The sequence below is a fragment of the Geodermatophilus sp. SMS 5-13 genome, from assembly GCF_059428245.1.
Window position 1 is genome coordinate 415,514 of record NZ_CP165729.1, and the last position, 18,644, is coordinate 434,157.

The following is an 18,644-nucleotide window of genomic DNA, read 5'->3' on the forward strand; positions in this document are numbered from 1 at the left end:
ATGCGGTACCTCGACGTCGACGGGCTGGGCCCGGTCAGCCGGATCGGACTGGGCACCTGGCAGTTCGGCTCCCGTGAGTGGGGCTACGGCGACAACTACGCCGAGCGCGGCGCGAAGGAGATCGTCCGCCGCGCCCGGGAGCTCGGCGTGACGCTGTTCGACACGGCCGAGATCTACGCCTTCGGCCGCAGCGAGCGGATCCTCGGCGAGGCGCTCGCCGACGAGCGCGGCGAGGTCGTCGTCGCCAGCAAGATCTTCCCGGTGGCGCCGTTCCCGCCGGTGGTCCGGCAGCGGTGGGCGGGCAGCGCCCGGCGGCTCGGCCTGGACCGGATCCCGCTGTACCAGGTACACCAGCCCAATCCGCTGATCCGCGACTCGGTGACCATGCCGGGCATGCGGGACCTGCTCGACGCCGGCCGCATCGGCGCCGCGGGCGTCTCCAACTACTCCCTGGCCCGCTGGCGGGCCGCCGACGCGGCGCTCGGCCGGCCGGTGATCAGCAACCAGGTGCAGTTCTCGCTGGCCGCCTCCCGGCCGCTCGACGACCTGGTGCCCTTCGCCGAGCGGGAGGGCCGCGTCGTCATCGCCTACAGCCCCCTGGCGCAGGGCCTGCTCGGCGGCCGGTACTCCGCGGGCAACCGGCCGGGCGGCGTCCGGGCGGCCAACCCGCTCTTCGGCACCGAGAACCTCCGCCGCGTGCAGCCGCTGCTCGACGTCCTCCGTGACGTGGCCGCGGCGCGCGACGCCAGGCCCGCGCAGATCGCGCTGGCCTGGCTGATCGGCCTGCCGCGGGTCGTGGTGATCCCCGGCGCCTCGAGCGTCGAGCAGATGGAGTTCAACGCGGCCGCTGCCGACAACGCCCTGACCGACGACGAGCAGGCCGCGCTGACCGCGGCCGCGCGGTCGTTCACGCCCGTCTCGGGCGTGCGCTCGCTGGTCGACGGCGTCCGGGAGCGGCTGGGCGTCTGACGAGGGCGCCGTCAGGCGCCGCGGCGCCGCCAGCGGCCGGGCAGGGGCCGGGGCTCGGCGGTCGCCGCTCCCTGCCGCAGTGCCCGGTGCCGGGCGTACCAGGCCAATCCGACGACGGCGGCCCCGACGCCCACCGCGGCCCCGGTCATGACCGGCGCGGGGGGCACGGAGAACCGGGAGCGCATCGACACCGGCCGGCTGAACTCCAGCACCGGCCAGCCCCGGTCGAGCGCCGCCCGGCGCAGGCCCTTGTCGGGGTTGACCGCGGTCGGGTGGCCGACGGCCGACAGCATCGGCAGGTCCGTGATCGAGTCGCTGTAGGCGTAGCAGTCGGCCAGGTCGAAACCGCCCTCGGCCGCGACCTCCCGCAGCGCCGCCGCCTTGTTCTCGCCGTAGGCGTAGAAGTCGATCTCGCCGGTGTAGCGGCCGTCCACCGTCACCATGCGGGTCGCGACGACACGGTCGGCGCCGAGCAGCGCGCCGATCGGCTCGACCACCTCGGCGCCGCTGCTCGAGACGATCACGATCTCCCGGCCCGCCGCCTTGTGCTCCTCGATCAGGTCGGCGGCCTCGGCGTAGATCAGCGGGTCGACGATGTCGTGCAGCGTCTCGCCGACGATGTCGTGCACCGTCGCAACGTCCCAGCCCGTGCAGAGCGCGGTGATCTGCGCCCGCAGTCGCTCCATCTGCTGCGCGTCGGCACCCTGCAGCGAGAAGACGAACTGCGCGTAGGCGGCCTTGAGGACGGCGCGGCGGTTGATCAGCCCACCGTGGAAGAACGGTCGTCCGAAGGCCAGGGTGCTGGACTTGGCGATGACCGTCTTGTCGAGGTCGAAGAACGCCGCAGCGCGGGTCACAAGGCACGACTGTAAGTGGATCCGCAGGTTGTGACGCAGGTCGCGCGCCGTCCACACCCGAACGGGTCATCCACAGATCCCGGCGGCCGCTGGCAGATGTTGCCCGCGCCGCCGTGGGGTGGGTGCGTGTCCTTCGCCGCGTCTCGCCCGTCCCCGCCCGCGCCCCGCTCCGCCCGGCCGCTCGTCGTGAGCGCCGACGAGGGGCTCGTCGACGACCTCCTGCGGCTGCTCGCCGCGGCCGGCGCCGAGGCCGAGCTGGCCACCGGCGGACCGGCGCTGCGCCGTGCACAGCGCGCCGCCCCGCTGGTCCTGATCGGCGCCGACGTCCTCGCCACCGCCGCGGTGCAGGCGCTGCCGCGGCGCCCGGGGGTGGTGGTCGTGTCCCGAGCCGAGCTGCCCGCGGCCGACTGGGCGACGGCGGTGGAGCTCGGCGCCGAGCGGGTGGCGCTGCTGCCGGCCGACGAGGCGTGGGTGCTGTCGCGGTGCGCGGCGGCGGTGCGCTCGCCGGTGGAGCACGGCTGGCTGGTGGCCGTGGGCGGCAGCTGCGGCGGCGCGGGCGCCAGCACGCTCGCGGCCGCGCTGGCCCTCGCCGCGGCTCCCGGCGCCCTGCTCGTCGACGGCGACGCGGGCGGCGGGGGCCTCGACCTGCTGCTGGGCGCCGAGCACGCGGAGGGGCTGCGCTGGCCCGAGCTGACCGGGCTGCGCGGGCGCGTGGTCGGCGACGCGCTGCTGGCGTCGCTGCCGGAGACCGACGGGGTGCACGTGCTCGCCGCCTCCCGGGACACGGCGGTCCCCCTGCCGGCGGAGGCGCTGACCGCGGTCGCCCTCGCCGGCCGCGCGGCCGGCGCCCCGGTCGTCGTCGACCTGCCGCGCGGCGATCCGGCGCTCGCCGAGGCGGTGCTGGCCGAGGCCGATCTGGCGGTGCTCGTCGTCCCCGCGCGGCTGCGCGCGGCGTCGGCCGCCCGGCTGCTGCTCGCGCCCGGGGCGCCGTGGTCCGCGGCAGTCGTCGTGGCGCGGCCGGTGCCCGGCGGCCTGTCCCGCGAGGACGTCGCCCACGCCGTCGGCCGCCCGGTGCTCGCCGAGCTCGGCCACGACCGGGCGGCCGTGCCCCGGGGAGAACGGGGTGAGCCGCCGCTGGTGTCGGCGCGCGCGCCGCTCGGTGTCCTGGCCCGGCGGCTGCTGGCGCAGCTGCCCCGCCGCGGGGAGGCGGTCGCGTGACCGGGTTGCCGCTGCTCGAGCGGGTCCGGGCCCGGCTGGCGACCGAGACGGGGATCCCGACGCGGGCCGCCGTCGCCGCGCTCGTGCACGAGGAGGCCGGGGGGCTCCTCGGCGAGCACGACGTGCTGCGCGCGGTCCGGGACGCGGTGGACGAGCTGGCCGGGGCGGGGCCGCTGGAGCCGCTGCTCCGCCTGCCCGGCGTCACCGACGTGCTGGTCAACGGACCCGACCAGGTCTGGCTCGACCGCGGCGCCGGGCTGGAACGCACGCCGCTGCGGTTCCCCGACGACGCCGCCGTCCGCCGGCTCGCCGTCCGGCTGGCGGCCGCCGCCGGGCGCCGGCTCGACGACGCGGCGCCCTGGGTGGACGCCGGCCTGCCCGACGGCACCCGGTTGCACGCCGTCCTGCCCCCGGTCTCGGGCAGCGGGACCTGCCTGTCGCTGCGGGTGCTCCGCCGGGTGACGCCGGACCTCGCCGCGCTCGCCGCGGCGGGTGCGTTCCCCGCCGACAGCGAGCGGCTGCTGCGCGCGCTGGTCGCCCGGCGGCATGCCTTCCTGGTCACCGGCGGCACCGGCGCCGGGAAGACGACCCTGCTCTCGGCGCTGCTCGGCCTGGTGGACCCGGCGGAGCGGATGGTGCTCTGCGAGGACGCGGCCGAGCTCAGCCCGGCCCACCCGCACGTCGTCCGCCTGCTCAGCCGTCCGCCCAACGTCGAGGGCGCGGGCCTGGTCACGCTGCGGGACCTGGTCCGCCAGGCGCTGCGGATGCGCCCGGACCGGCTGGTGGTCGGGGAGGTCCGGGGCGCCGAGGTGACCGATCTGCTGGCCGCCCTGAACACCGGCCACGACGGCGGCTGCGGCACGTTGCACGCCAACCGGCCGGCCGAGGTCCCGGCCCGGCTCGAGGCGCTGGGCGTGGCGGCGGGCCTGGACCGGGCCGCCGTGCACAGCCAGGCCGCGGCCGGGCTGTCGGTCGTCGTGCACGTCCGGCGGACACCGGCCGGCCGGCGGGTGGAGGAGATCGGCGTGGTCCACCGCGCCGACGACCGGGTGGTCGTCGAGCCGGGCTGGCGCGCCGACGGGAGCCCGTGCCCCGCCGGGGAGGCGCTGCGGACCCTGCTCGACCAGGGCGGCGACCGGTGACCGCCGCCCTGCTCTGCCTGGCCGCGGGGCTCCTCGCGTGGCCCGATCCCGCCGCCCTGCGCCGGGCGCGGCTGGGCCGGCCCCGGCGCCGGCTCCCCGCCGTGCCGGAGCTCGGCCCCGTGGGCGGGCCGGCGCTCGCGGCCGGTGCCGCCGCGGCCCTCGCGGCCGCGGCGAGCACTCCGCTGGTCGCCGTCCTGGCCGCCTGCTGCGCCGGACTGGCGGCGCGATCCTGGGCAGGGCGCCGGCGCGGTGCCCGGGAGGACGCCCGCGCGAGCGCGGTGACGGAGTCGCTCGGGGTGCTCGCCGCGGAGCTGCGCAGCGGGATGCCGCCGGAGGTGGCCGCGGCGGCGGCCGCGCGCTCGGGCGGGGACGAGGAGCTGGGCCGCGCGCTGCTGCGCACCGTGCGGGCGCCGGAGCCCGCGGCCGGCGCGCGTGCCCGCGCCGGCCCGGTGGACGAGGCCCTGGATCGGCTGGCGGCGGCCGTGCGGCTCAGCGCGCGCACCGGCGCCTCGCTGGCCGACGTGGTCACGGCGGTGGAGGACGACCTGCGCGCCCGCCAGCGGCACCGCCTCGAGCTGCGCTCGGCGGTCGCGGCCCCGCGGGCGAGCGCCGCCCTGCTGGCCGGACTCCCGGTCCTCGGCCTCGCCATGGGCAGCGGGGTCGGCGCCGACCCCTGGCACGTGCTGACGGCGACCGGGACGGGGCAGGTCCTGCTCGTCGCCGGCGTGGGACTGGAGGTCGCCGGCGTGACGTGGTCGCGGCGGCTCGTGGCGCGGGCCACGCGGGACGCCCCGCCGGCCGCCCGATGAGCGGGAGCTGGCCGGCGCTGCTGGCGCTCGCCGCCGTCCTGGCCGTCTGGTCGCCGGCCGGGGCGCGGACCACCGCACGGGCGCGGGGCCTGGCGGCGGTGGCGCCGCGGGGGAGAAGCCCCGGCCGCGTGCCGGCGGCCGGGGCGCCCTGGCAGCGCCGGCTGCTCGCGGGCGCCGCGGGCTGCGCGGTGGGCCTGCTCGTCGGCGGGTTGGCCGGCGCGGTGGCCGCGGTCGCGGTCGGGCTCGCCGGCGAGCGCATGCTGCGCGGCGACCGCACCGACGACCGGAACCGGCGGGCCGCGCGCGAGCGGGAGCTGCCCGCGGTCGCGGACCTGCTCGCGGTCTGCCTCGCCGCCGGGATGCCGGTAGGTGTCGCGGTGGGCGCCGTCGCCGAGGCGGTCGGCGAGCCGCTGGCCCGGGTGCTGCGCGGCGTCGCCGGGCTGTACCGGCTGGGCGCCGAGCCGCGCCGGGCCTGGTCCGACGTCCCGGCCGAGGTGGTGCCGCTCGCCCGGGTCCTGGTGCGCGCGGGGGAGTCCGGCTCGGCCGTCGGGCCCGCGTTGCGCGCTCTCGCCGCGGACGGCCGGGCCGCCGCCCGCGGCCGGATCGAGGCCGACGTCCGCAGGGCGGGCGTGTGGGTGCTGGCGCCGCTGGGCCTGTGCTTCCTGCCTGCGTTCGTCTGCCTCGGCGTGGTGCCCCTGGTCCTCGGCATCGCCGGGGAGGTGTTCCGGTGACGCCGCCGTCCACAGCCGGTGGCGCACTCCACAGATCCCCGCGGGCGCTGGGACGGCGGCTCCGGGATCGCGAAGGTCGGGAGCACGGCCCGGAAGGCGGGCCCCGACCGAGGAGCAGCCGTGGAACAGACCCGATCCGCACCCATTCGCCGGTTCGGCCGTGCGCTCGCCCGGCGGTGGGCGCGTGTCCGTGCCACCGGGGAGGCGGGCATGAGCACCGCCGAGTACGCCGTGGGAACCGTCGCCGCCTGTGCCTTCGCGGCGGTGCTGTACCGCGTCGTCACCGGCGGCTCGATCGTCGACGCGCTCGGCCGCCTGGTCGAGTCGGCGCTGGCCACGCTGTCCTGACCGTGGCCGGTCGGCTGACCCGGCTGCGCGGGGAGCGCGGGATGGTGACCGCCGAGACCGCGGTGGTCCTCCCGGTCCTGCTGCTCGTGCTCGCCGGGGCGGTCGCGGCGGTGACCGTGGTCGGGGCGCAGCTGCGCTGCGTCGACGCCGCGCGCGAGGCCGCCCGGGCCACGGCGCGGGGTGAGCCGGCCGCCGTCGTCGCCGCACTGGCGGCCGAGGCGGCGCCCGACGGCGCCGTCGTCGACGTGGGCGGCGCCGGAGACGCCGTCCGGGTGACCGTGTCGGCCGACGTCGCGCCCCTCGGGCCGGTCCCGCTGCGGATCGGTGTGCGCGCCGACGCGGTCGCGCAGCGTGAGCCCGGCACGGAGCCGGGGCCATGAGGGTTCGCGGTGACCGCGAACGAGGGTCGGCGACCGTGTGGGTGCTCGCGCTCGCGGGCGTGCTCGCCGCGGTGGGCCTGGCCGCGGTGCTCGTCGGCGCCGCGGTGACCGCCCGCCACCGGGCCGGGACCGCGGCCGACCTATCAGCCCTCGCGGCGGCGCTGGTGGCGGCGCAGGGCGAGCCGGTCGCCTGCGCCGCCGCCGCCCGCGCCGCCGCGGACAACGGGGCGCAGCTGACCTCCTGCGCCGTCGGCGGCGGTGCCGTCGTCGAGCTCACCGTCGCCGTGCCGGTCCGCCTGGGCCCGCTCGGGCTGTTCCGCGCGGCCGGGCGGGCCCGCGCCGGGCCGGTGGGCGCGGGGTGAGCGGCGCGGGCTCAGAAGACCAGGTCGTCCTCGTCCTCGGCGTCCGGTGGCGCGGGGGAGTCTGGCACGGTTCCGGTGTCGCCGGCGGGTTCTCGCTCGGCGGTCGCCAGCTCGTCCAGGACGACGTCGAGCACCCGCACCGCCCCGGTCTTGTCCAGCGGGTCGTTGCCGTTGCCGCACTTGGGCGACTGCACGCAGGAGGGGCAGCCGCTCTCGCACTCGCAGGTGGCCACCGTCGCCCGCGTCGCCTGCAACCAACCGCGCAGCACGGCGTATCCGCGCTCGGAGAAGCCGGCCCCGCCCGGATGGCCGTCGTAGACGAAGATCGTCGCCGCGCCGGTGTCCGGGTGCAGCGCGGTCGACAGCCCACCCAGGTCCCAGCGGTCGCAGGTGGCCAGCAGCGGCAGGATGCCGATCGCCGCGTGCTCGGCGGCGTGCAGGGAGCCGGGCAGCGCGATCTCGTCCACCTCGGCCCGCTGCACCGCTCGGGAGTCGAGGGTGAACCAGACGGCGCGGGTGCGGAGCTGGCGCGGCGGCAGGTCCAGCGGGAACTCGGCCAGCACCTCGCCGGTACCGAGCCGCCGGCGCTGGTAGGCCACGACCTGGTTGGTCACATCGACCACGCCGGTGTGCGCGGTGACCGTGCCCAGTGCCCGGGTGCGCTCGGTGCTGACCACGGAGAGGTCGGTGACGTCGCGCGCCACCGTCGTCCACTCCGGGCTCTCGGCGTGGACGACGGCGATGGCCTCGTCCACGTCGAGCTCGTCGACGACGTAGGTCTCGCCGCGGTGCACGTAGAGCGCGCCGGCGTGCACGGTCGTGTGTGCCGCGTCGCCGTCCACGGTGCCGAGGAGGCGGCCCGTGCCCGCCTCGATGATCGACACCGGCTCCAGACCGCTGCCGCGGATGTCGACGTCGGGGCGCCCCCGGCCGGCCCAGTACCAGCCGGTCGGCCGCCGCCGCAGCGCTCCCTCGGCGACCAGCGCCTCGAGCTGCGCCTCGGCCGCGGGGCCGCCGAAGTCGGGGAGGTCCGCAGGGGTCAGGGGCAGCTCCGCCGCGGCGCAGCACAGCTGGGGCCCGAGCACGTACGGGTTGCCCGGGTCGGTGACCGTGGCCTCGATCGGCCGGCCGAACACCGCCCGCGGGTGGTGGGCCAGGTAGTGGTCGAGCGGGTCGTCGCGGGCGACGAAGACGACCAGCGACTCCCGCTGGGCGCGCCCCGCCCGCCCGGCTTGCTGCCACATCGACGCGAGCGTGCCCGGGTAGCCGGCGAGCACCACCGCGTCCAGGCCGGCGATGTCGATGCCGAGCTCGAGCGCGTTGGTCGTGGCCACCCCTAGCAGCTCGCCGGAGGACAGCAGCCGCTCCAGCTCGCGCCGCTCCTCGGGCAGGTAGCCGCCGCGGTAGGAGTCGACCCGGCGGACCAGGTCGGCCCGGCCCCGGTCGGCCAGCAGCCGGCGGGCCTGGTCGGCCACCGACTCGGCGCCTCGTCGGGAGCGGACGAAGGCCAGCGTCCGGGCGCCCTGCTCCACCAGGTCGGCCAGCAGGGTCGCCGCGTCGGCGGCGGCGGACCGGCGCAGCGGAGCGCCGTGCTCGCCGGTGCGCTCGGTGAGCGGCGGCTCCCACAGCGCGAAGGTGGCGCCCGGCCGCGGCGAGCCGTCGGCGGTGACCGCCGCGACCGGAGCGCCGACCAGCCGGGTGGCCGCCTGCGCCGGATCGGCCACGGTCGCCGACGCGAGCACGAACACCGGCTCGGTGCCGTAGCGGCGGCAGACCCGCCGCAGCCGGCGCAGCACGTGGCCGACGTGCGAGCCGAACACGCCGCGGTAGGCGTGGCACTCGTCGACGACGACGTAGGCCAGCCGCCGCAGCGTGCTCGACCACCTCTGGTGGGCCGGCAGGATCCCGCGGTGCAGCATGTCCGGGTTGGTGACGATCCAGCGTGAGTGCCGCCGGACCCAGTCCCGCTCCTCGGCGGGGGTGTCGCCGTCGTAGGCCGCCGGCCGCACCGACGGGTCGGCCAGGGCGGCCACCGACGCCAGCTGGTCGCGGGCCAGCGCCTTGGTGGGCGCCAGGTACAGCACGCAGGCGCGGGGGTCGGCGGCCAGCCGGGCGAGGGCGGGCAGCTGGTAGGCCAGCGACTTGCCGGACGCCGTCCCGGTGGCGACCACGACGTGGGCGCCGTCCCACGCCAGCTGGGCGGCCTCGACCTGGTGGCGCCAGGGCGACGGGACGCCGCGCTCGATCAGCCGGGCACGAAGGCCGGCGTCCACCCAGTCGGGCCAGGGCCGGGAGTCGCTGCGGCGCATCGGGAGCCGGTGCACGTACGTGACGGGCTGTTCGTCCTCGGACGTGCCGGCCAGAAGGCTCGCCAATAGGTCCGCCCCGGGAAGAACCGGGTCCGCGCCGGGAGGGGGAGCCGGGCGGACCGGGTGGAGCGTGGTCACGCCTCCACTGTCACACCCGCGGACGACATTCGAGCACCCCGAGATGACAGAGATGTGATGAAGGCAACAGACCGTCGCAGGTTCCGGTACAGCGTGTGATCTCCCTTACAATCACGCGGCGTCCCTTGGTCGACGGAGCCCTCCGGCGCGCACTGGGCGTGACCTCGCCGTCCCGGCGCGCGGGCCGGGCGGCTGCCGAACGCTGGGAGGAACCACATGCCCGACAGTGCACTGTCCGGCGGGGACATGGCGCTGGTCGCCGTCGTCCTCGTCGTCGCCCTGGCAGCGCTCGCCTTCGCCGGCTTCCTGGTACGGGCGGTCATCGCCGCCGACCAGGGCACGCAGACGATGCGCGACATCGCCCGGGCGGTGCAGGAGGGCGCCGCGGCATACCTGCGACGGCAGTTCAGGACGCTGAGCGTCTTCGCCGTCATCGTCTTCCTGCTCCTCGTCGCCCTGCCCGTCTCCGAGGGCGGCTGGGGCACCCGTCTCGGCCGGGCCGTGTTCTTCCTGATCGGCGCTCTCTTCTCGGCGACGGTCGGTTTCATCGGCATGACGCTGGCCACCCGCGGCAACGTCCGGGTCGCGGCGGCCGCGCGGACCGGCGGCTACCGCACGGCCTTCCGCATCGCGTACCGCACCGGCGGGGTCTGCGGCATGATCACCGTCGGCCTCGGCCTCTTCGGTGCCGCGCTCGCGCTGCTGCTGTTCGACGAGACCGCCCCCGTCGTGCTCGAGGGCTTCGGCTTCGGCGGCGCGCTGCTCGCGATGTTCATGCGCGTCGGCGGCGGCATCTTCACCAAGGCGGCCGACGTCGGCGCCGACCTCGTCGGCAAGGTCGAGGCCGGCATCCCCGAGGACGACCCGCGCAACGCCGCCACGATCGCCGACAACGTGGGCGACAACGTCGGCGACTGCGCCGGCATGGCCGCCGACCTGTTCGAGTCCTACGCGGTGACCCTGGTGGCCGCGCTGATCCTCGGCCAGGTCTTCTTCGGCGCCGTCGGCATGGTCTTCCCGCTCACCGTCGCCGCCATCGGCGTCGTGGCCTCCGTCGTCGGCATCCTCGCCAGCAACCCCGGCAAGGCCGACCGCAACGGCCTGGCGCCGATCAACCGCGGCTTCTTCACCTCCGCCGTCGTCTCGCTGCTGCTGGTCGCGGCCGCCTCCTTCACGGTGCTGCCCAGCGTCTCCGAGGCGCAGGACCTCGCCGTCAGCCCGCAGGTCCTCGGCTTCCTCTCGGTGCTCACCGGCATCGTCCTGGCCGTCGCGATCCAAATGCTCACCGGCTACTTCACCGAGACCAGCCGCAAGCCGGTCCGCGACGTCAGCCGCAGCTCGCTGACCGGTCCGGCCACCGTGGTCCTCTCGGGCATCTCGCTCGGGCTGGAGTCGGCGGTCTACGCCGCGCTGCTCATCGGCGGCGCGGTCTACGTCGCCTTCCTGATCGGCGGCGGCGCGGCGCTCTACGCGGTCGCGCTGGCCGGCTGCGGCCTGCTCACCACCGCCGGTGTCATCGTCTCGATGGACACCTTCGGACCGGTCAGCGACAACGCGCAGGGCATCGCCGAGATGTCGGGCGACCTCGATGAGGAGGGCGCGCGGACGCTCACCGATCTCGACGCGGTCGGCAACACCACCAAGGCGATCACCAAGGGCATCGCGATCGCCACGGCGGTGCTCGCCGCCACCGCGCTGTTCGGCTCCTACAACGCGCAGATCCGCACCGCGCTGACCGAGGCCGGCAGCTCGCTCGGGGACGCCTTCAGCCTCGTCACACCGAAGAACGTCGTGGGCGCGGTCGTCGGCGCCGCGGTGGTGTTCCTCTTCTCCGGGCTGGCGATCAACGCCGTCTCGCGCGCGGCGGGCCGGGTGGTCTTCGAGGTGCGGGAGCAGTTCCGCACACGGCCCGGGATCATGGACTACAGCGAGCGGCCGGACTACTCCGCGGTGGTCGACATCTGCACGAAGGACTCGCTGCGGGAGCTCGCCACCCCCGGCCTGCTCGCCGTCATGGCCCCGGTCGCGGTCGGCTTCGGGCTCGGCTTCGGCCCGCTGGCGGCCTACCTGGTGGGTGCCATCGCGGCCGGCACGCTCATGGCGGTGTTCCTCGCCAACTCCGGCGGCGCGTGGGACAACGCCAAGAAGATGGTCGAGGACGGCGCGTACGGCGGTAAGGGCAGCGAGGCCCACGCGGCCACCGTCATCGGCGACACCGTCGGCGACCCGTTCAAGGACACCGCGGGCCCGGCGATCAACCCGCTGATCAAGGTGATGAACCTGGTGGCGCTGCTCATCGCGCCCGCGGTCGTGGGCCTGTCGGTGGGCGACGACGCCAACACCGCGGTGCGCACGGTCATCGCCCTCGCGGCGGTGGCGGTCATCATCGGCGCCGTCGTCGTCTCCAAGCGGCGGTCCGTGGTCGTCGGCGGCGCCCCGAGCTCCAGCCAGGAGTCGCTGACCGCGACCGCGCCCTGATCGCGTCCACCTGATCCGCACACCGGGATCCTCGGGCCGGCACCGCGCCGGCCGAGGGTCCCGGTGTCGGTTGTGGACGCCGTCGTCCGTTGTGGACGGCGCCGCTCTCGCCGTCCCCGCCCGCTCCTAGCGTCCGCCGCCGTCGGTCCCGTCGAGGACCGCCGACCGACGCCGGGAGGCATGGATGTCCGCGCTCATCTCCGTCCAGCTCGACCACGTAGCGGCGCTCGCCGCCGAGCTGGCCAGCCTGTCCGTGACCCTGTCGGCGGAGGGGCCGCTCTGCACGTCCTCGGCCCGGTCGCTGTCCGCGTCCCTGGGCGGCCGGGACGGCGAGCGGATCGGCGACGCCGGGCAGGGCTGGGCCGGGTTGCTCGGCCTCCTGGCGGAGCGGACGGACGCGGTCGCCACGACGCTGTCCCGGGCCGTGGTCGCCTACCGGGACGCCGACACCGCGCTCGCCCAGCGCGTCGGCCCCGGCCCGTTCGGCGCGACGGCGATCGCGCGATGAGCGCCGCGTCGCTGTCCGCCGTGGCGGACTGGGACGTCGCGCTCCTGCGCAGCGCGATCAGCACGCTCGACGGCGTCGCGGACCGGCTGCCCGCCTGGCGTGCCCACGTGGAGGCCGTGGGCCGGGACCTGGAGACGGCGGAGGTCTGGTCCGGGCCGGCCGCCCGCACCGCGACCGGCGCCCTGCTCGAGCTGTCCACGGTCAGCACCGCCGTGTCCTCGGCCCTGGGCGAGTCCCTCGCGGCGTTCGGGCTCGTCCTCGGGGCCGCCGAGGCCGCCCAGGACGCGGCGGCCACCGCCCTCGCCCTGGCCGCCGCCGAGGACATCGCGCTCGACGACGACGGCCGGGTCCTGCCACCGCAGCTCACCCGGGCCATGGCGCCGGACCAGGTCGCCGCCGTGGCGCAGCGGGCGGAGGTCGTGGCCCGGGTGGGCGCGCTGGCCGCCCGGGCCATGGAGGCGGCAGCTGCCGTGGGCGCCGCGGCGGAGGACGCCGATCGCGCGCTGCTGCCCGTCGGCGTCGTCGATGCGCGACCGCCGGCCGACTTCGCCGAGCTCGCGGGCCGCGTCCCGGACGCCGTCGTGGTCCCCGTGGTGCCCGTCGGGCTCCCGCCGGACGGCGTCGCGCGCCGGTGGGCCGCGCTCTCGGCAGCCGACCAGCGCGCCGCGATCACCTCCGCGCCCGACCTCGTCGGCGCCCTCGACGGCATCCCCGCCTGGGCGCGGGACCGGGCGAACCGGCTCCTGCTCGCCTCGGCGCTCTCCGCGGGCAGCGAGCTGGCCACCGTGGTCACCGAGGAAATCGCGCGCCAGGAGCAGGCCGGCCGGAACGTGCAGCTGTGGACCTTCGACGCCGGCGAGGACCTGGTCGCGCTCGCCGTGGGTGATCTCGACACCGCCGACGCGGTCGGCGTCCTGGTGCCCGGCATCCTCACCACCCCCGAGGACGATCTCACCGGTCAGGTGGCACACGCCCGCGACCTGGCCGCCGAGGCCGAGGCGGCGGCACCGGGACTGACGGTCGCGGCCCTGGCGTGGATCGGCTACCGGACGCCGCAGGGGCTGCGCTCGACCCTCACGCGAGGCGACGCGCAGCGCGGTGGCGCGGCCCTGGACGGCGCGCTGGACGGGCTCGACGCGGCCCGGCAGGCGCTCGCGGCCCCGGACCCGCGCACGACGGTCGTCGCGCACAGCTACGGCACCGTGGTCGTCGACGAGGCGGCGGGGGCGGAGGGGGAGCTGGCGGCCGACGCCGTCGTCCTGCTCGGCAGCCCGGGGCTCACCCGCGACGCCGGCCGGCTGGAGGCGGCCCAGGTGTACGACGCGGCCTCCCTGGCCGATCCGATCTCGTGGTCCGGCTACTACGGGCAGAACACGTGGGCCGACGCGTTCGGGGCGGTCGAGCTGCCGGTGGCCCCCTGGACGGCGCACTGGGACTACTTCGACCTCGACCGGCCGACCCTCGGCGCGATGGGCGAGGTCGTGGCGGGCACCGGGCCGCGGTGAACCGCCGGATGCGGACGGCGCGCCGTCTCACCCCTTTCGGGAACAGCGCCCCGGAGGAATCGCTTCTGAGGGTGACGGCACGCCCACGATGTGTCCGCACCCGGACGTTCGTCGGAGACGTGGCCTACCGTGGCCCGCCTAGGGGCGTACAGCGATGGCGTCCGCGACCGTCGGCATGCCCGGCGCCCGCACCCCAGCACCACCGACAGGAGCACCGTGCCCAGCAGGACCGCGAAGAACGGCAGCAAGCCCGCGACCGGGACCGCCACCGGGTCGAGCACGCCCACCCGGCGGCGCTCCGCCGTGGCCGGGGGCAAGCCGCTGGTCATCGTGGAGTCCCCGACCAAGGCCGGCAAGATCGCCGGCTACCTGGGCAACGGCTACGTGGTCGAGGCCAGCGTCGGGCACATCCGCGACCTCCCGCGGAACGCCGCTGACGTGCCGGCCGAGCACAAGGGCGCCTCGTGGGCGCGGCTGGGCGTCGACGTCGACAACGCCTTCGAGCCGCTCTACGTCGTCAGCCCCGACCGCAAGCAGCAGGTCAGCCGGCTCCGGGCGCTGGTCAAGGACGCCAGCGAGGTCTACCTCGCGACAGACGAGGACCGCGAGGGCGAGGCCATCGCCTGGCACCTGGTGGACACCCTCAAGCCGCGCGTCCCGGTCCGCCGGATGGTCTTCCACGAGATCACCCCCGAGGCGATCGCCCGCGCCGTGGCCAACCCGCGCGATCTCGACACCGCGCTGGTCGACGCCCAGGAGACCCGGCGGATCCTCGACCGGCTCTACGGCTACGAGGTCTCGCCGGTGCTGTGGAAGAAGGTCCTGCCGAAGCTGTCGGCCGGTCGCGTCCAGTCGGTCGCGACCCGGATCGTGGTCGAGCGGGAGCGGGAGCGGATGAACTTCCACTCCGCCGACTACTGGTCGCTGGAGGGCACCTTCGCGGTCGCCGAGCAGCGCAGCGGCTCCGACGAGGGCGAGCCGACGACCGTCCGTGCCCGGCTGGTGAGCGTGGACGACAGCCGCGTGGCCACCGGCCGCGACTTCGACCCGGCCACCGGCCGGGTCACCGGCGACGTCGTCCACCTCGACGAGGCCGGTGCCCGCGGCCTGGCCGCCCGGCTCGAGGGCCGCCAGGTCACCGTCAGCCGGGTCGACGAGAAGCCCTACCGCCGCCGCCCGTACGCGCCGTTCACCACCTCCACGCTGCAGATGGAGGCCGGCCGCAAGCTCGGCTGGTCCTCGGCCCAGACGATGCGGGTGGCCCAGCGGCTGTACGAGAACGGCCACATCACCTACATGCGGACCGACTCGACCAACCTGTCCAACGAGGCGATCAACGCCGCCCGGCAGCAGGCCCGCGAGCTCTACGGCGACGCCTACGTGCCGGCCGAGGCCCGGCGCTACGCGAAGAAGGCCAAGGGCGCCCAGGAGGCGCACGAGGCGATCCGCCCGGCCGGCGACCACTTCCGCACGCCCGGCCAGCTCGCCGGCCAGCTGGCCCGCGACGAGTTCCGGCTCTACGAGCTGGTCTGGCAGCGCACCATCGCCTCGCAGATGGCCGACGCCGTCGGCCAGACCGTCAGCATCCGGCTGGCCGGCCGCAGCAGCACCGACGAGGCGGTCGAGTTCACCGCCAGCGGCCGCACCATCACCTTCCCGGGCTTCCTCCGGGCCTACGTCGAGTCCCGCGACGAGGGCGCGGCCAACGGCGACGACGAGCCCGGCAGGGACGATGCCGAGCGCCGCCTGCCCCGCGTCGAGCGCGGCCAGCGCCTCGACACCCGCGAGCTCGAGCCCAAGGGGCACACGACCACCCCGCCGGCCCGCTACACCGAGCCGAGCCTGGTCGCCCGGCTCGAGGAGCTCGGCATCGGCCGTCCGTCGACGTACGCCTCGATCATGCAGACCATCCAGGACCGCGGGTACGTGTGGAAGAAGGGCGCGGCCCTCGTGCCCTCCTTCATCGCGTTCGCCGTGGTGAACCTGCTGGAGCAGCACTTCGCTGACCTGGTCGACTACGAGTTCACCGCCACGCTGGAGAACGAGCTCGACGAGATCGCCAGCGGCAGCCTCGGCCGGGTCGACTGGCTGACCGAGTTCTACTTCGGCGGCGAGGGCCGGCACGCCGGCGGGATCGCCGCCTCCGGCGGGCTCAAGCAGGTCATCAACGAGCGCCTGGAGGAGATCGACGCCCGCGGCATCAACTCCATCCCGCTGCGCGCCACCGGTCCCAACGCGGAGCCGGTCGTCGTCCGGGTCGGCCGGTACGGGCCGTACCTGCAGGCCGGTGGCGAGGACGGTCCGCGCGTCAGCGTGCCCGAGGACCTGCCGCCGGACGAGCTGACCACCGAGAAGGTGGAGGAGCTGCTCTCCGCGCCGTCGGGTGACCGGGAGCTGGGCACCGACCCCGAGTCCGGCCATCCCGTCGTGGTCAAGGCCGGCCGGTACGGGCCGTACGTCACCACGGTCGTGCCCGAGGGCAGCAAGGACAGCCCGCGGACGGCGAGCCTGTTCTCCTCGATGTCGCCGGAGACGGTGACCCTCGACGACGCGCTGAAGCTGCTCACCCTGCCCCGCACCGTCGGCTCGGCGCCGGACGGCGAGGAGATTCAGGCGCTCAACGGCCGCTACGGGCCGTACCTGAAGAAGGGCACCGACTCCCGGTCGCTGCCGAGCGAGGGCGCGCTGTTCACGACCACGCTGGAGGAGGCGCTGGCGATCTTCGCCCAGCCCAAGCAGCGCGGCCGGGCGGCGGCCAAGGCCCCGCTCAAGGAGCTCGGGCCCGACCCGGTCACCCAGGGGCAGGTCACCGTCCGCGAGGGCCGCTTCGGCCCGTACGTGACCGACGGCGAGACCAACGCCAGCCTGCGCAAGGGCGACGACGTCGAGTCGATCACCATCGAGCGCGCCGCCGAGCTGCTGGCCGACCGGCGCGCCCGCGGTCCGGCGACCAAGAAGAAGGCCGCCAAGAAGACGGCGAAGAAGACCGCGGCCAAGACGACGGGCGCGAAGAAGGCGGCGGCGAAGAAGACCGCCGAGCCGGTGAACGCGGGCTGATGGGCGGCGCCGGGCCGACGGGGACCGGGTCCCTCGACCCGGCCAGCTGGGACAGCCGCCGCAGCTCGTTCGGCTCGGTCGCCGCCGAGTACGCGGCGCTGCGGCCCAGCTACCCGGACGACGCGGTGCGCTTCCTCCTCGGCGACGCGCCACGGCGGGTGCTCGACCTCGGCGCGGGCACCGGGCTGCTCACCGAGCGGCTGGTCGCGGCGGGCCACGAGGTCGTCGCCGTGGAGCCGTCGGCGCAGATGCTGGCCCAGCTCTCCGCGCGGCATCCCGACGTCGTGGCGCAGGTCGGCCCGGCCGAGCGGATCCCGCTGCCCGACGGCGACGTCGACGCCGTCGTGGCCGGCCAGGCGGCGCACTGGTTCGACGTCGCCCCCGCGGCCCGGGAGATGCGGCGGGTGCTGCGGCCGGGCGGCGTCGTCGGGCTGATCTGGAACACCCGCGACGAGCGCGTGCCCTGGGTGGGCGCGCTCGGCGAGCTGCTCGCCGACGAGGCCCGCGGTCACGAGGCCGACCAGACCGTCGTCGCGCAGTTCGCCGAGGAGCTGGGCGCGCGGGACGAGTACCTGGAGTCCCGCATCGTGCAGACCGTGACGCCGGAGCAGGTGGTCGCCGGCATCGCCACCCGCAGCTACGTCGCGACGATGGACCGGCCCGCGCGCGAGGCCTTCCTGGGCCGGATCCGCGAGCTCCTCGCCACCCACCCCGACACCCGCGGCCGCGCGGAGCTCGAGCTGCCGTACGTCACGGCAGCGCACCGGCTCGTGCCCGCCTGATCAGCCGGGTCGGCGCCCCACGGCGAAGACCCGCCGGAAGGGCAGCAGCGTCGTCCCGTCCGCCCGCCGCGGGTAGGCCGCGCGCAGCGTAGCGGCGTAGGCCGCGGTCAGCTCCGCCGCGTCGTCGTCCCCGAGCCGGGCCAGCACCGGCCGCAGCACGGTGCCGCGCACCCAGCCGAGCACCGGGTCCTCGCCGGTCAGCACGTGCAGGTACGTCGTCTCCCACACGTCGGCGGTCAGCCCCGCGGCGGTGAGGACGTCGAGGTAGCCGGCCGGGTCCAGGACGGCGTCCGGTCGCGGGGCCGCGTCGCCGATCCGGTCCGCCCAGGGCGGCGCCGCGCAGAGCCCGGCCAGCAGCGCGTGCGTCGGCGCCCGGAAGTTGCCGGGCACCTGCACGGCGAGCTCGCCCCCGGGGGCCAGCGCACCGGCCCACCGGGCGAGCAGCCGGTCGTGCCCCGGCACCCAGTGCAGGACGGCGTTGGTGAGCAGCACGTCGACCGGCTCGGCCGGCGTCCACTCCCGGACGTCGCCCGCGGCGAACTCGACCCGGCCCGGCACCGCGTGCGCGGCCGCCGCGGCGAGCATCTCGGGGGAGGAGTCGATCCCCGTGACCCGCGCGCCGGGCCACCGCTGCGCCAGGGAGGCGGTCAGCGCGCCCTCGCCGCAGCCGAGGTCGACGACCACCCGCGGGTCGGTCGCGCGGACCCGGGCGATCAGGTCGGCGAACGGCCGCGCCCGCTCGTCGGCGAAGCGCAGGTAGGTCGAGGGGTCCCAGGCGTCCACCGGCCGGGACCCTAGTCGCCCACGGCGCCGGCCTCCTCCGATGTGTCGCGCCCGACGCCCCGTCGCGTGACGAAGTTCGGGGAACGGTCACCTCCGCCCGGTACCGTGAGGCAGCCGAGGGCCAGCTCCGCCCACCACCCCGACCCACGGGAGCCCCGATCAGGTCCGACCCGCCCCCGCCGGCGCAGCCGCCCACCGAGGGGCCGTCGCCGCAGCCGGACGCGCGGACCGTCGTACCCGCGGACGGTCTGCCGGACGGCGGCACGCC

The 18,644-nt window shown here is 76.6% G+C and carries 16 protein-coding genes; 13 read left to right on the plus strand and 3 right to left on the minus strand.

What is annotated here, in order from left to right; genetic code table 11:
* The gene (locus tag AB3388_RS02035; RefSeq protein ID WP_495409086.1) at positions 1 to 969 is read left to right on the plus strand and encodes an aldo/keto reductase; all 969 of its coding nucleotides are present in this window, start codon (positions 1 to 3) and stop codon (positions 967 to 969) included.
* A gap of 11 nt (positions 970 to 980) precedes the next feature.
* Here the strand turns inward: AB3388_RS02035 and AB3388_RS02040 are convergent, their stop codons facing one another.
* Complete coding sequence (locus AB3388_RS02040; protein WP_495409087.1) at positions 981 to 1,826, minus strand: HAD family hydrolase; 846 nt, start codon at positions 1,824 to 1,826, stop codon at positions 981 to 983.
* A 126-nt stretch (positions 1,827 to 1,952) separates the two neighbouring features.
* Between AB3388_RS02040 and ssd the strand changes: the two genes are divergently transcribed.
* The 7 genes from ssd to AB3388_RS02075 all read left to right on the plus strand — a co-directional run bounded on the left by ssd (position 1,953) and on the right by AB3388_RS02075 (position 6,816).
* Positions 1,953 to 3,044 (plus strand): septum site-determining protein Ssd, encoded by a 1,092-nt coding sequence (ssd, locus tag AB3388_RS02045; protein ID WP_495409088.1) that lies wholly within the window; start codon positions 1,953 to 1,955, stop codon positions 3,042 to 3,044.
* Positions 3,041 to 4,186, plus strand: a complete 1,146-nt coding sequence (locus tag AB3388_RS02050; RefSeq protein WP_495409089.1) for a TadA family conjugal transfer-associated ATPase — start codon at positions 3,041 to 3,043, stop codon at positions 4,184 to 4,186. Before ssd ends, AB3388_RS02050 begins: the two co-directional genes overlap by 4 nt.
* Complete coding sequence (locus AB3388_RS02055; protein WP_495409090.1) at positions 4,183 to 4,995, plus strand: type II secretion system F family protein; 813 nt, start codon at positions 4,183 to 4,185, stop codon at positions 4,993 to 4,995. The genes AB3388_RS02050 and AB3388_RS02055 overlap by 4 nt, the downstream gene beginning before the upstream one ends.
* A complete protein-coding gene (locus tag AB3388_RS02060) occupies positions 4,992 to 5,726 on the plus strand; it encodes a type II secretion system F family protein (RefSeq protein WP_495409091.1) in 735 nt (244 codons plus the stop codon). The genes AB3388_RS02055 and AB3388_RS02060 overlap by 4 nt, the downstream gene beginning before the upstream one ends.
* Positions 5,727 to 5,846: 120 nt before the next feature.
* A complete protein-coding gene (locus tag AB3388_RS02065) occupies positions 5,847 to 6,074 on the plus strand; it encodes a DUF4244 domain-containing protein (RefSeq protein ID WP_495409092.1) in 228 nt (75 codons plus the stop codon).
* A gap of 2 nt (positions 6,075 to 6,076) precedes the next feature.
* Positions 6,077 to 6,454: a TadE family type IV pilus minor pilin gene (locus AB3388_RS02070; RefSeq protein ID WP_495409093.1), complete on the plus strand. Its 378-nt coding sequence runs from the start codon at positions 6,077 to 6,079 to the stop codon at positions 6,452 to 6,454.
* Positions 6,451 to 6,816 (plus strand): Rv3654c family TadE-like protein, encoded by a 366-nt coding sequence (locus AB3388_RS02075; protein ID WP_495409094.1) that lies wholly within the window; start codon positions 6,451 to 6,453, stop codon positions 6,814 to 6,816. Before AB3388_RS02070 ends, AB3388_RS02075 begins: the two co-directional genes overlap by 4 nt.
* A gap of 11 nt (positions 6,817 to 6,827) precedes the next feature.
* On the opposite strand, the gene AB3388_RS02080 is transcribed toward AB3388_RS02075, so the two are convergent.
* Positions 6,828 to 9,263 (minus strand): DEAD/DEAH box helicase, encoded by a 2,436-nt coding sequence (locus AB3388_RS02080; protein ID WP_495409095.1) that lies wholly within the window; start codon positions 9,261 to 9,263, stop codon positions 6,828 to 6,830.
* Positions 9,264 to 9,479: 216 nt separating this feature from the next.
* Between AB3388_RS02080 and AB3388_RS02085 the strand changes: the two genes are divergently transcribed.
* From AB3388_RS02085 to AB3388_RS02105, 5 genes are all read left to right on the plus strand, one after another.
* Complete coding sequence (locus AB3388_RS02085) at positions 9,480 to 11,741, plus strand: sodium-translocating pyrophosphatase (RefSeq protein ID WP_495409096.1); 2,262 nt, start codon at positions 9,480 to 9,482, stop codon at positions 11,739 to 11,741.
* Positions 11,742 to 11,925: 184 nt separating this feature from the next.
* Positions 11,926 to 12,249, plus strand: a complete 324-nt coding sequence (locus AB3388_RS02090; protein ID WP_495409097.1) for a hypothetical protein — start codon at positions 11,926 to 11,928, stop codon at positions 12,247 to 12,249.
* Entirely contained in the window at positions 12,246 to 13,754 is a 1,509-nt protein-coding gene (locus AB3388_RS02095; RefSeq protein WP_495409098.1) for an alpha/beta hydrolase, read from the plus strand. Before AB3388_RS02090 ends, AB3388_RS02095 begins: the two co-directional genes overlap by 4 nt.
* Before the next feature lie 216 nt (positions 13,755 to 13,970).
* Positions 13,971 to 16,811: a type I DNA topoisomerase gene (topA, locus tag AB3388_RS02100; RefSeq protein ID WP_495409099.1), complete on the plus strand. Its 2,841-nt coding sequence runs from the start codon at positions 13,971 to 13,973 to the stop codon at positions 16,809 to 16,811.
* Positions 16,811 to 17,593 (plus strand): class I SAM-dependent methyltransferase, encoded by a 783-nt coding sequence (locus AB3388_RS02105; protein ID WP_495409100.1) that lies wholly within the window; start codon positions 16,811 to 16,813, stop codon positions 17,591 to 17,593. The genes topA and AB3388_RS02105 overlap by 1 nt, the downstream gene beginning before the upstream one ends.
* Here AB3388_RS02105 and AB3388_RS02110 read toward each other — a convergent pair whose 3' ends face one another.
* Entirely contained in the window at positions 17,594 to 18,376 is a 783-nt protein-coding gene (locus AB3388_RS02110) for a trans-aconitate 2-methyltransferase (RefSeq protein ID WP_495409101.1), read from the minus strand.
* Between the last annotated feature and the right edge of the window lie 268 nt (positions 18,377 to 18,644).

What these genes read in the sequence shown, in the direction of transcription:
- AB3388_RS02090 (WP_495409097.1), top strand. Translation starts at nt 11,926, where the DNA reads ATGTCCGCGCTCATCTCCGTCCAGCTCGACCACGTAGCGGCGCTCGCC.
- AB3388_RS02035 (WP_495409086.1), top strand. Translation starts at nt 1, where the DNA reads ATGCGGTACCTCGACGTCGACGGGCTGGGCCCGGTCAGCCGGATCGGA.
- AB3388_RS02075 (WP_495409094.1), top strand. Translation starts at nt 6,451, where the DNA reads ATGAGGGTTCGCGGTGACCGCGAACGAGGGTCGGCGACCGTGTGGGTG.
- AB3388_RS02085 (WP_495409096.1), top strand. Translation starts at nt 9,480, where the DNA reads ATGCCCGACAGTGCACTGTCCGGCGGGGACATGGCGCTGGTCGCCGTC.
- AB3388_RS02095 (WP_495409098.1), top strand. Translation starts at nt 12,246, where the DNA reads ATGAGCGCCGCGTCGCTGTCCGCCGTGGCGGACTGGGACGTCGCGCTC.
- AB3388_RS02060 (WP_495409091.1), top strand. Translation starts at nt 4,992, where the DNA reads ATGAGCGGGAGCTGGCCGGCGCTGCTGGCGCTCGCCGCCGTCCTGGCC.
- AB3388_RS02105 (WP_495409100.1), top strand. Translation starts at nt 16,811, where the DNA reads ATGGGCGGCGCCGGGCCGACGGGGACCGGGTCCCTCGACCCGGCCAGC.